The organism is Clostridium sp. FP1, from assembly GCF_011065975.2.
GTDB lineage: Bacteria > Bacillota > Clostridia > Clostridiales > Clostridiaceae > Clostridium_AD > Clostridium_AD tagluense.
In genome coordinates, this window is sequence record NZ_JAAMNJ020000001.1 from 1,799,118 (window position 1) to 1,812,634 (window position 13,517).

Below are 13,517 nucleotides of genomic sequence, written 5' to 3' on the forward strand. Positions count from 1 at the left end.
ATATAAATAGAATTATAAAATGAGCATAGAGATCATTTTGCTATGGCGAAAAAGGCAGTTAGTACTATACAAAGTATGAATATCTACTAATTTTACTATTGAGAGGAGCTTATAAATGAAAGTACCTACTTTAAAACAAGCAACTGAATTTATAAAATATGCGGAGGAAAAGAATCCAGGAGAATGGATAGCACATTCATATAATGTAGCAAAAGCAGCTAAATCTATTGCAAGAGAGTGTCCTGATTTAGATGGTGACATTGCCTATGTCTTAGGATTATTACATGATATAGGTAGATACGAAGGGCGTGTGCAAATGCATCATTCTGTAAGTGGATATGACTTCTTGATGTGCAAAGGCTATGATGATGCTGCTCGCATAGCCCTGACGCATTCATTTATACTACCAGATATTAGAGGGTATGCCGGACAAGTTGATTGCACCGAGGCTGAATTAACTTTTATTAAGGACTATATAAAAAGTACAATTTATAATGATTATGATAAGCTTATTCAGTTATGTGATGCAATTGCTTTGCCAGAGGGTATATGTTTGATGGAAAAAAGATTATTTGATGTGGTTATGAGATATGGTATAAATGATTTGACTTTAATAAAATGGAAAACTCAATTGGGTTTAAGTGACTACTTTAGCAAGAAAATAGGCAAGTCAATTTATAAAGTTTTAGATGGTGTTATTGAAACGACTTTTGGGTTTAATAGCATTATTACCGATAAGTAACAATGCTCAACTTTAATGTTGTATCGTTTATGGGCTTTGAATAAAATTATCTTGATGGTAAAATTCTAATATATATTTATAAATTAAAAAGGAGCGTAAAAATTAGTATGAGTGATTATACAATAATAAGTAATCATATGGATAATGAAAAATATAGACGAAGCTTTAATAAATTATCAATGGATATTTTTGAATCTAATCCTGAGAAATGGTACCAAAAAAATCTTTACTATAATAGATGTAATTTTTACTCCTGTCTATATGAAGATGAAGTGGTTGCAAGTATATCTGTAAATAACATGGATTTACTTGTAGGGGGAGAAAAGAAAACAGCACTACAGCTATCAGGCATAATGACACATACGCAACATAGAAACAAAGGATTATCCGCAACACTAATTAATCATATTATAGAAAAATATGAAAATGAATACGATATTATTTATCTTTTTGCTAATGATAGTGTTTTAAACTTTTATCAAAAATTTGGATTTAAGCAAATCATTGAAGGTGCCTATGAATTATATGCAAATCAGATAAATAGAAAAGAAAGCATGATAAGAAAACTTAAAACCCATGATGAAAATGACTGTAACACTATATTAAGAATTATAGAAAATAGAAAAACTGTATCTAAAAAATTAGGAGTATTTAATGATCTATGGCCGCTACATATTTTCTGCATGTATGTACATACCGATGATATGTACTATTTAGAAGAGGAAGATACTATAGTAATTGCAACTAGAGAAGATGGCTGCATGCATATATATGATATATTAAGTCTAACAACTATTGACTTAGATAGTATTATTGAAAAAATTGTAACGCCAAAGGATAAGAAAATAGAATTTCATTTTATACCTGAAAGCAATAAATATAGTATACTTAAAATTTCAAAACAAAGACCGGGTGACTGGTTGTTTGTACGAGCTAATAATACTTTATTTAATGAAGTATTGTTTCCGCTGACTTCTCAAACGTAAGGTAGATATAATCATGGGTTCGTAAAATGAAGTAAAAAATAGGGGTGCCAGAAGAATAAAAAGCTACCAAACTGTTTTTGTGAATTTGGTAGCTCAACTCACGGCTATCGTCTATTTTTTTTGTTCTCTTGATTTACTAAGTTCCTGTTTTCACTCGGACTTTCTTTTCTTCTACTCAACAAATGCACCTTTTTCGCCACGCTACTTACTAAATACTAGGCGGTGACTAGAATACTGTACCTTGCAAATTTATATGTTTAAATGATTCAAATAAATCAATAGGTTCTTCAACCTCATCACAATTATATAATTCAAATGGGTCAATATCTAAACATTCTGTTTCATCATAGTTTCCATTTATATCCCAGCACAATGTACCATTCAAAACAGTACATTTATTAACGAATGTATCTTTATCTTTAATTTGTTGGAAAATACCTTTATCAACTAATTCTGATGCATCGAATAGCTTAATTAAACCATCATCAAAATAAACATATACTTTATATTCATTTGTTGGTATTACTTGTATCACTTCTGGAAAATAATCCATAAACTCACACTCCTTATGCTAAAGGTTTTATCTTGTTTAATGTTTGATGTGCACGTGATAATTCCCAATTTTGCATTAAATCATCTTTATGTATTTCTGCCCATGCCAATACCAACTTCAGTTGTCTTTTAGGAAGCATCCCTTTAATCACCTTTATATTTATTATATCAATTAAAGCTTTATCACCATTATACTCAGCATGAAAATGCGGTGGTGTATGTTCATTATAGTTGATAGTAATTCTTATTCCGAAAAATATGCTAATTTCTGGCAATGAAATTCACTCCTTTTAAATTTACTATTTATTATATTATAGCAAATTGTAATAGGTTCTACACTACTTTTTAAAAGTTACAAACAATTTTCCACTGTTTTTTTATGGTAGCTTACTTAGGATTAAAACATTCTGAAGTTTTTAAAAACGTACTTTCACAATCTGGTCTGGGGAGAAATTTTGGTTGATGGGTTGATTTCACTTATTGGAGTATAAAATTATTTGCTAGTAATATAATAGCAATGTATTGAATATTAAAAATGAAACATACTAATTATAAGAGAAAAACAATAGTGTTATGAAAAATTTTATATTAGAGGGGGGAACAAAATGAAAAAGTTCACGAAAATAACTTCTATATTATTGACAGCTGGATTACTGATCAATAGCTTCAATGGTGTTGCACCTCGTGCACAAGCTAAATCCGTAACTGATATAAGCGTTAAGCAAGGCTTAGAAATAGGCAAAAGCACATCAGGGTTTAAGCTGGAATCTAAAAAATGGATTGAGGATATACAAGCTACGGCCATGATATTCAAGCATGTTAAAAGCGGAGCAAAGCTTATTTATTTGCAGAATGAGGATGAAAATAAGGTGTTCTCAATAAATTTCCGCACACCAGTGAATGATAATACTGGTGTTAATCACATTATTGAACACTCAGTTTTATGTGGCTCAGAGAAATATCCTGTTAAAGATCCATTTTTAACTATGGCTAAGCAATCATTGAATACATATATAAATGCTCTTACGGGCACAGATTTTACAATGTATCCAGTGGCAAGTAAGAATGAAAAGGATTTCAATAATTTGATGAGTGTGTATTTGGATGCAGTGTTCTATCCTAATATAACTAAAGATCCTAGAATACTTAAACAAGAAGGTTGGCATTATGAAGTTAATAGCAAAACAGATGAGCTAAATTATAATGGAATAGTATACAACGAAATGAAAGGTAATTATTCGTCGCCTCAGGTAATACTATCAAATGCTATTAATGGATCACTTTTTACTGATAATTCATATAGTTATGAATCTGGTGGTAACCCAGATAATATTCCTGATCTAACATACAATAAATTTATAGAAACCTATAAAAAATACTATGTTCCATCAAATAGTTCTATATATTTATATGGAAAATTAGATATTGAAAATACTTTGAAATTTATGGATGATAATTATTTAAGTAAACTCAAAAAAACAACTGTAGATAGTGTAATTAAATTACAGAAGCCTTATGAAAGAAAGGTTGAAAAAACAGAACTATATCCAGTAGCTAAAGATGCAGATATCAAAAATATGACTTACCTATCATCTAATTATATGATGAATAAGGTAAAAGGTGTAGAAGAAGTTTTAGGGTTTCAGATTTTGCAAGGGATTCTTTTGAATGCTGAAGCTTCACCTTTAAAGAAAGCATTAGTAGATAATGGTATTGGAACCAATATTTATGGAAGTTTTAATCCATCAACGCAGCAACCAATTTTTAGTATATTTGCAAGTAATGCAAATGAAACAGATAAATATAAATTTGAAAATATTATTGATGATACTTTAAAAAAGATAGTGAAAGACGGTTTTGATGAAGAATTAGTAAATTCGGTATTTACTGCTGTAGAATTTGGGTTGCATACCCAAAATTCAGATGCGAATAGAGGCATGAATTATATGGCTAATGCTATGAATTCCTGGAACTATGATATGAGTCCTACGGAATATTTGGAGATAACTCCAGCACTTAATTTAATAAAATCTAAAATATCTCAGGGGTATTTTGAAAAATTAATTCAAAAATATTTATTAGACAACAAACATAAGTCATTAGTTGTATTAAAACCTTCTAATGGATTAAATGAAAAAAAAGAACAATCTCTAAAAAATAAACTTGCAGAATATAAAGCATCACTATCAGAAATTGAGTTAGCTAAGATTAAAAAAGACACCCAGGAATTGAAAAAGTGGCAGGACACAGAGGATTCAAAAGAGAATTCATCAAAGTTACCAACGCTTTCTCGAAAGGACTTGAATTCAAAAGCAGAAGAAATCCCAACAATAGAAAAATTAGAGGGAAATATAAAAGTATTAAGTCATCCTATGTTTACTGATGGCATTATTTATTCTAATATATATTTTGATAGTTCAAAGGTGCCTCAAGACCAAATATTATATTTGAAATTACTTGCTAATGTTTTAGGAAATGTAAGCACTGAAAAATATGACATTATGCAGCTTTCAAATAAAATGATGAAGGATACTGGAGGAATTAGTTTTAATTCAACAGCATTTAAAAATGATACTAATACCAATGGATATGCGCCTAAAATGAGTGTTTCAGTAAATGCTATGAATAGTACATTACCAAAAGCCTACGAACTTTTAGATGAAATAATGAATCATAGTAAATTTGATGATAAGAAGCGAATGAAGGATTTAATTAAAATGGTAAGAACCAATTATGAATCTATGTTTGTGAATGGGGGTAACAGCCTAGCAATGGTACGTACATTATCTTATTTATCAGATAGTGGAAAGTATAGTGACTTGGGTTATTTACCTTACTATGATTTTATTTGTGATTTAGATGATAACTTTGATGCTAAATTTGAAAAAATGGTAAAAAATTTAAATAGTGTTCGGAATATTGTATTTAACAAAGAGGGATTAGTGGTAAGTTATACTGGTGATGAAAAAAATTATGCTAAATTTACTGACAGTCTTAATTCTTTCGGAAAAAAAATTGAGGATAAAAAATTTCCAAGGCAAGAATACAAATTTGATTTTTCAAAAAAGAATGAGGCTTTTGTAATTTCGTCTCAAGTACAATATGTGGTTAAGGCTGGAAGTCTTAAAAGTGCAGGATACAAATATAATGGAAAGATGAAGGTTATTGAAAATATTTTAAATAGTGATTATTTATGGAAGGAACTTAGAGTAAAAGGTGGTGCCTATGGTGGAGCTATGAATTTTACAAAGGAAGATGTATTATTCTATTCCTATCGTGATCCCAATTTAAAGGAAACCTTAAATACCTTTGATGAAGCTGTAAAATATTTAAGAAACTTTAAAGCGGATGAGAAGGAAATGACTAATTATATTATAGGAACAATAGGAAGTATGGACGGGTTAACGGGACCTTATGATAAAGGCGCAATAGGGGATAATATGTATTTTTCAGGCACTACTAAGGAAGATATTCAAAAGTTACGTGATGAGGCATTATCTACTACCCAGGAGGACATAAAAAACTTTGCAGATGTATTAGAGGCCGTAATAAAACAAAATTTACACTGTGTTGTTGGTAGCGAAACTAAAATAAATGAAAATAGTAATTTATTTGATAGGATTATAGTACCTATTAAAAACCATAAAAAGTAAAATTTACTAGAGTGTTGTTGTAATTAAATATGGCTTAGAAGGCAAAAAAAAGTCCAATAGAATTCTACTGGACTTTTTTTTGCCTCAACAGCGGAAAGTGAAATACATCTTATCTATAATATTGATTGCAGAAGATTCCATTATTCATAGTTACTAATATTAAGTATTGATTCATCTTCAAAAAATGTATTTGTATTATAAAGCATTAAAACATCTGTGATATTATAGTCTTTTATTAAAGTACTTACATCATCTGAATAATATCTTAAATCAACAACTATTATTTCACTAAAGTGAGAAGTTAAAAAGGGTATAAAACAGTTGGCATAAGAATCCTTTATGACTAAAAGATGCTTATTATTAAGGTTCATAGTGCTTGTCTTTATAATAGGATGATTTCCACCTAGAAATACAGAGTACTTATCTTTGGTATTTAAACTGCTAGAATTAAATAAACTGGCACTCTTTTTTTTCTCATCAATGTAATTTACTAATATATCTTCGTGAGTTTTTGGTAAATATACATTAATTATGTCACTATCTACATTTTTAACTCCAGCTCTTGAGTAAAGTGTTCCGTAAAATTTGTTATTAACCTCAGTAATATCATAATCACTTATATCTTTTGGTGTTATTCCGGAACTTTTGCAAAATTCTAAGTATGCATAATATGCTCCGTATGTTGTCCAATGGTGGTCAGTTTTATAATATATGTATTTGTCCTTATTTTTATTTAATGTATCAAAAACATTTATTGATTTTATATCTTTATCTAATCCAGAATAAAATTTATTTATATACTGTAGTTGATTCTCTACTGGAGCAAAGGCAGGTAATTTATCTTTTAAAACTTCTACTTTGTTCGGAACTAACATAATATACTTAGATAATTCTTTGTTGTCATGACTGAAAGTATTTATAGCTTTTAGTTTTCCAGCAAGATCCTCTTTGGATGGCTTATTGAACTTAGCTATTAAATAGCTATCATCCGCTAAATATACATCATTATTTTCTTTTTTTCCAGTAAGTATCTCTGTTCTTGATTTTACATTTATCCAAAAGTTTCTAAGTATAAATTGATCTGAGATGTACTTTTCATACTTTGAAGTAAATCTGTTATGTAACAAATTATTTATCGTAAATTTAGGCTTATTCTTAAGCTTTCTATTCTCCTCCTCGGAAAAATCTTTGCTGGGAACTATAATATTTAATATCATTACACTAAATATAAATGATAAAAATATTAAAGTAAGGGATTTTATATATATCCTATTATATTTTTTTCTATTAGAATTAAATTCCATATTTATTATCACCTTTTCTTATCTAAAATCTAAAGTATAAGAATGGATTAAAGCTTTGGTTTACAAGGTATGCCGTAGATAAAAATAGTATGAAAATACGATTGAAAGCCATTACTATGGCACCTCTTGCATTAAAGCGACTTTTAATCTTTTTATCAAAATTGTACATAACTGGGGTTGCGCAAAGTACTGCTACTGCAAATATAATGAAGTTTGTGTAAAAATAATATATAGCTGTATTATCGCTAAAGGCATTTCCGCTAAGTCCAAACATTACTTTTATATAACTTAGTGCATCACTTAATTTATTCATATCGAAGAATACCCATCCTACTATAACAATTATCATGGTATATAAATTTGAAATGCACCTTGGAAGTTTTTCTAAAAGCTTTCCTAGAAGGATTTTTTCGGAAAATATAAAAAATCCGAAATATAGTCCCCAAAATATAAAATTCCAACTTGCACCATGCCATAATCCCGTTGCAAACCATACTATAAATAAGTTTCGCAGCTGCTTTATCAATAGAACCCTGTTACCACCTAAAGGAATATAAAGGTATTCTCTAAACCAACTTCCCAGGGATATGTGCCATCTTCTCCAAAATTCAGTTACACTTCTTGATATGTAGGGATAGTTAAAGTTTTCAATAAATTCAAAACCAAACATTTTTCCGAGTCCTATTGCCATATCAGAATATCCACTAAAATCAAAATAAATTTGAAGTGTAAAGGCTACTATTCCAAGCCAAGAGGATATAACTGATATACTTGAGATTTCCATAGATTTTATAATTGTCCAAATCATCCCTATGTTATTAGCAATTAATACTTTCTTTCCAAGACCTAGTATAAATCTCTCTATACCTTCTGAAAATTGATTAATATTTTCTTTCCTATTTTTTAATTGGATGAATATATCGCTGTATTGTACTATTGGGCCTGCAACTAGCTGTGGAAACATAGTTACATATGCCCCGAAATCTATAATGTTCTTTTGAACCTTTACTTTATTTAAATACACATCTACTACATAGGATATAATCTGGAATGTATAAAATGATATTCCAACTGGTAAAGGAAGTTTTTGGATTAATATATCTAATCCGAATAATGCATTCATATTATCTACTAAGAAACTAAAATATTTAAAAAAAGCTAATATTCCTAAATTAACAACCAGTGTATTTATAAATATTAGCCTTGAAAGCTTTTTACGTTTTCTATATTTACTTATAAGCAAAGTACTTATATAATCAAATATTATACTAAAAACCATAAGGCTTATGTATACGGGCTCTCCCCAGCCATAAAATATAAGGCTTACAACTAAAAGAGTGAAATTTCTTATTTTCTTTGGGGAAAAATAATATACTGTAAGAGTAAGTGGTAAAAATATAAAAATAAATATTAAACTACTAAAAACCAATTATAGCCACTCCGATTCATGTCGCCATTTTATTTGAAGCTTTCATTAACGGCGGTTGTTATTTTATCTACATCTTTTGATACATTTAATATTATATATTTTCCTTTCACCTCTAAATTATGATTTTCCAAAAGTTCGTATTGATCTGGACTATAATCTTTGAAGCTGCTAGATTGTTTCTCAATTCTGCTTTCAATATTTTCTAGTAAATCATCTATATCATCTTGATTTTTAACCTTTAATATAAGTAGTTCGTTTGCTTCCATATTGCTCTTTGGTGCATACAATGCAAAATCCTCTAATCCTGTAGTGCTTATAGAATAAAGCCTTCTAAGCTTAGTTTTATTACCTTTTTCCATTGATGATAAATCTGAAACCTTCTGAACATTCGCTATTATCGCAGCTATTTCAGGGTTTTTGGTTTGGATGAGAGCACAGCCTTGAAACATTGCGCCTATAAAAGGAACTAAACATAAAATCCATATTTTATTTGGTATTTTTATTTGTATCTTCATATTTATCATCCTTATATAATTAATATTAATTCTCTAATTGACTTCTTAAATAATCTAACCATAATCCATAAAATTTCATAGTAAAATGCATACCATCTGGTTCGTATACATCTTCTATACCACGAGCAACAGATCGTATATCTATGTAGTGCACATTTTCTTCCTTAGAAACTTCAATTACTTTTTCCACAAATTTATCTATTCTACTTTGTGAAAAATTTTCATTCTTATTCTGTACTTTAGCTTGTACAGGCGTTAAAGATTGAAGGTATATTTCAGCACTAGGAAATGTTTGTTTTATATCTTCTATAAGTTTAATATAGTTATTTTTAAAATCATCGGGGTTTTCAAACAAACTTAAGTCGTTCATGCCATAAAGTATAAATATTCTTTTGGGATTAATGCTAGATAATTTACTTACTTCCTCCTTTGCAGTTACAACATTTTGTCCTTTTTTAGCTAAAACAGAAGATTTATTTACTATATTATAAAAGTCTAAGCCTTCAGTTATTGAATCTCCCATAAAAACAGATTTTTCAAAGTAAATTTTATTGCTTGTTTTTGTTAAATTAATATCACTCTTTGCATGGTTTAATTTATGGTTTTGGGTTATTTTTTTCTCAACATCAGCAATATTTACCTGCTCTAACTTTTGCAAAACAATATAATTTTTTTCTAGTAATTCCTTTCCCTTTGTATATTTTAAAAAGGATTTTACTGAAAAATAACATAATATTAATACAGTTAAAAGAATTAATTTAGGTATGATTTTTATTTTATTTTTCTTTCTATTACTTGTCATATAATTACCTCGTTCAACATAATTCTACAAAAACATTTATAATACTGTTTTATTCTCATCCATAGTATATACTATTTTTGAAACGTAATGATTACAAAATAGTTAATTTTCTAATTGTTAATAAATTTTCTAATTGTTAATAAATTTTCTAATTGTTAATAAATTTTCTATGCAAGTTTTTAATATTTCTTACTTGTGATATAATAAAAGGATTAGAAATTCTAAAGAACTAGGGAGAAAATATGTTGAAAGAAGATATGATATTACAAATATTTAATGAAGGAACTAGTGGTAAAAATCATGCCAGCGGGCAAAGGGTTCTTAATAATGATTTGGTTTCTTCTGTTGATATTACAAATGAAGATAAATTAATATGCATAGAAGGAAATGTGATTTCAGAGAAACTTTTTAACGAATATCACACGAAAATTGAGATGGATACAGAGAGAAAAAGTATTTTTACTACCTCCTGTAGTTGCTCTGATTTTGAAAATAATGAGTTTAAAAAAGAAAATTATTGTTGTAAGCATTTAGTGGCTACCTTTTATAGTGCAGTGGAGGATTTAGCCAGTAATCCGCTTTTAAAAGAAGAGGATGTGGTGTGCCTTCCTATATTTAAAAATAATAGCAATGTATTAGCTATGCTTTTAGGGGATGAAAAACATAAGGATGAAACTAAAATAGAGGTTTACATAAATAAAAATCAGTGGACTAGCAGCCTTAAAGCAGAGTTTAAAATAGGATTAAACTCTATGACGTCTAATAATCTTTACATTTTAAAGGATATCAATCACTTTTTATTAGCCTATGATAATAATATTCCTATAAACTATAGTAAAAATTTCACTTTTAATAGGTCAGATCAAAGATTGAGCACAAAAGATAAAAGGCTTGTGGATTTTATTGAAATGTTAAAGAGTATGGAGGCCTCCCAAAGGACCGCTCACAGAAGTGAAGATCGTTATATAGATGGGAAAAACATAAATATTCCTAAATTTTTAACACGGGAATTTTTTGAAATTATAACTAAGCATAGGGTTTATTTAAATGAAGGCTTTTTTTCAAGGCCTGTAGACACAGAGATTTTATATGAAGCGCCAGCCCTAGATTTTGATTTGAAACTAATAAAAAACAATTATGTGCTTAAATCTTTGAATGGAATGCCTGTGGCTTTAGGTTCTAAAAACGATGTTTTTTTGTATGGAAGCAATATATATCTTCCAGATTATGAGTTTTGTTATAAGATAAATCCTTACCTCCAAGTTTTTAATGAGGCCAGGGTGGTAACTATGACAAGCCTTGAGGAGGAGAATATATTAAGACGACTTGTTCCAGATCTTAATCTTTTATCACCTCATGTTACACTATCTAAGTCCATCAAAGACAAGATAGTGATGAGTAAGTGTGGGTTTAATTTCTACTTTAATCAAGAAGGAAAAGATGTTACCCTTACATTAAAGGTGAAATACGGAACTTTTGAGTTTAATATTTTTGAGGATTGCAGTGAGAAAATAATATATAGAGATTCAAAAAAAGAAGCTCAGACTACTTCAATTTTAAAAGCCTTTGGATTTCAAGAAATAAAGGATAAGTTTTATTTCACAAAGGGCGAGGACTATATATTCAAATTTTTTAAAAGTGATGTAGAAAAACTTCAAGAAATAGGAGACGTGTATTACTCTGAAAACTTTAAAGGGATAAAATCTTTAGGGAAGTCCGGGATTAGTGGGGATATTAAAAGTGGAAAATATAATTATTTTGAAATGGATTTCAAAGTAGGAGATATTAAGCCAGAGGAAAGTATAAATATATTAAGGGCCTTTAGAAATAACCTTAAATACTACAAGCTAAAAAGTGGTGAGTACCTTGATCTGGAGGAACTGGAGCTTAATAAATTCTTAAAGCTTTTAGATGTTATGACTCCGGATCATATTGAAAATAATCGTATTGAAATATCAAAAAGTAAGGGTGTTTTTCTAGATAGTTATTTAGAGGAAAATAAAATTAGATATATAAAAGGAAAAAAAGAGTTAAAAGAAATAAAGGATAAGCTTAAGAATGTAGAAAAATTGAATTTTAAAGAGCCCATAGATTTAAAGGGTAAATTGAGAGAGTATCAAAAAGTAGGATACAATTGGTTTAAAACTTTAGATTATTTAGGGTTTGGTGGAATTTTAGGAGATGAAATGGGTCTTGGTAAAACCATTCAAGCTATTACTTTTATATTAGCCAGTGAGGGAAGCAAGACTTTAATTGTAGCACCTACTTCCTTAATATATAACTGGATAAGTGAGTTTGAAAAATTTGCACCTAGGTTAAGGGTAACTGCGGCCAATGGTATAAAAGAAGAAAGAGATGAAATAATAAATAATATAGAAAAGTATGATGTTATTATAACTACTTACAATCTATTGAAGAGAGACTGCGAAAGCTACAAGCTATTAGAGTTTGACTATTGCATATTAGATGAAGCACAAAACATAAAAAATCCAAACTCTCAAAATGCAATAGCCGTGAAAGAGATAGTGGCAAAGGCAAGATTTGCTCTGTCTGGTACACCAATAGAAAATTCTCTTATGGATTTATGGTCTATATTCGATTTTATAATGCCAGGATACCTATATGATGAAAAGAGATTTAGTGTAAGATATCATAAAAAACTTAAGGAAAGTCCTGAAATATTAGAGGATTTAAATAGGCTTATAAAACCTTTTATTCTAAGGCGGAGAAAAAAAGATGTTTTAAAGGAATTACCTGATAAAATAGAAAAAGCACTAATAGTGAGCTTTGAGGAGGAGCAAAAGAAAGTTTATAAAACCTATGCAAACCATGCCATGGAGATTATTGAAAATAAAGTAAAGAGTGACGAGTTTAAAAGCAGTAAAATAGAGATACTTTCTTATATAACAAAGCTAAGACAATTATGCCTAGATCCTACAGTGCTCATGAATGATTATAATGGTGGTAGCGCAAAGATAGAAGCACTAGTGGAACTTCTTCATAAGAGTATAGAGGAGGGGCACAGGGTCCTTGTTTTTTCTCAATTTACTTCTGTCCTTAAAAATATACAAAAGAGACTTACATCTGAGAAAATATCCTTTAGTTACTTGGATGGATCAGTTCCTTCAGAGAAAAGAATGAATTTGGTGAAATCTTTTAATGAAGGTGAAAACTCTGTATTTTTAATAAGCTTAAAGGCTGGTGGCACAGGTCTGAATTTAACTTCAGCAGATGTAGTAGTTCATTTTGACCCTTGGTGGAACCCCGCAGTGGAAGAGCAGGCAACAGATAGAGCTCATAGAATAGGTCAAAAGCATGTGGTGGAAGTTGTGAAGATTATAGCTAAGGGCAGCATAGAGGAAAAGATTTTGTCACTTCAAGAAGAGAAGAAAAAACTTATATCCTCTCTTATGGGAGATGAAATGGGAAGCGGTGAAGGCTTTTCAGCCTTAAGCGAGGAAGAGATATTTGGATTGTTTGAAATGAAGGAATAATCATGCATAATGCATTTATAAAATGCTCCCACTTTATAAG

At 29.4% G+C, this 13,517-nt stretch carries 10 protein-coding genes; 4 read left to right on the forward strand and 6 right to left on the reverse strand.

The window, feature by feature from the left end:
* Positions 1-115 precede the first annotated feature (115 nt).
* Together G9F70_RS08735 and G9F70_RS08740 are read left to right on the forward strand one after the other, a co-directional pair.
* The gene (locus G9F70_RS08735; RefSeq protein ID WP_164944882.1) at positions 116-742 is read left to right on the forward strand and encodes an HD domain-containing protein; all 627 of its coding nucleotides are present in this window, start codon (positions 116-118) and stop codon (positions 740-742) included.
* A gap of 107 nt (positions 743-849) precedes the next feature.
* Positions 850-1,728 (forward strand): GNAT family N-acetyltransferase, encoded by an 879-nt coding sequence (locus G9F70_RS08740; protein WP_164944881.1) that lies wholly within the window; start codon positions 850-852, stop codon positions 1,726-1,728.
* A 226-nt stretch (positions 1,729-1,954) separates the two neighbouring features.
* Here the strand turns inward: G9F70_RS08740 and G9F70_RS08745 are convergent, their stop codons facing one another.
* Both G9F70_RS08745 and G9F70_RS08750 read right to left on the reverse strand, forming a co-directional pair.
* Positions 1,955-2,281, reverse strand: a complete 327-nt coding sequence (locus tag G9F70_RS08745; protein WP_164944880.1) for a DUF2442 domain-containing protein — start codon at positions 2,279-2,281, stop codon at positions 1,955-1,957.
* Between the two features lie 13 nt (positions 2,282-2,294).
* The gene (locus G9F70_RS08750) at positions 2,295-2,555 is read right to left on the reverse strand and encodes a DUF4160 domain-containing protein (RefSeq protein WP_164944879.1); all 261 of its coding nucleotides are present in this window, start codon (positions 2,553-2,555) and stop codon (positions 2,295-2,297) included.
* A 330-nt stretch (positions 2,556-2,885) separates the two neighbouring features.
* Here G9F70_RS08750 and G9F70_RS08755 point away from each other — a divergent pair, with 330 nt between their 5' ends.
* Positions 2,886-5,933 (forward strand): insulinase family protein, encoded by a 3,048-nt coding sequence (locus G9F70_RS08755; RefSeq protein WP_164944878.1) that lies wholly within the window; start codon positions 2,886-2,888, stop codon positions 5,931-5,933.
* Positions 5,934-6,073: 140 nt separating this feature from the next.
* Here G9F70_RS08755 and G9F70_RS08760 read toward each other — a convergent pair whose 3' ends face one another.
* The 4 genes from G9F70_RS08760 to G9F70_RS08775 are packed head-to-tail and all read right to left on the reverse strand — an operon-like array spanning position 6,074 to position 9,983.
* Entirely contained in the window at positions 6,074-7,237 is a 1,164-nt protein-coding gene (locus G9F70_RS08760; protein WP_164944877.1) for a DHHW family protein, read from the reverse strand.
* Positions 7,238-7,259: 22 nt separating this feature from the next.
* The gene (locus G9F70_RS08765) at positions 7,260-8,666 is read right to left on the reverse strand and encodes an MBOAT family O-acyltransferase (RefSeq protein ID WP_164944876.1); all 1,407 of its coding nucleotides are present in this window, start codon (positions 8,664-8,666) and stop codon (positions 7,260-7,262) included.
* 29 nt (positions 8,667-8,695) lie between these two features.
* Complete coding sequence (locus G9F70_RS08770; protein ID WP_164944875.1) at positions 8,696-9,181, reverse strand: DUF4358 domain-containing protein; 486 nt, start codon at positions 9,179-9,181, stop codon at positions 8,696-8,698.
* A gap of 25 nt (positions 9,182-9,206) precedes the next feature.
* A complete protein-coding gene (locus tag G9F70_RS08775; RefSeq protein WP_164944874.1) occupies positions 9,207-9,983 on the reverse strand; it encodes a GDSL-type esterase/lipase family protein in 777 nt (258 codons plus the stop codon).
* Between the two features lie 242 nt (positions 9,984-10,225).
* Between G9F70_RS08775 and G9F70_RS08780 the strand changes: the two genes are divergently transcribed.
* Positions 10,226-13,477: a DEAD/DEAH box helicase gene (locus tag G9F70_RS08780; RefSeq protein WP_164944873.1), complete on the forward strand. Its 3,252-nt coding sequence runs from the start codon at positions 10,226-10,228 to the stop codon at positions 13,475-13,477.
* The last annotated feature ends 40 nt before the right edge of the window (positions 13,478-13,517 follow it).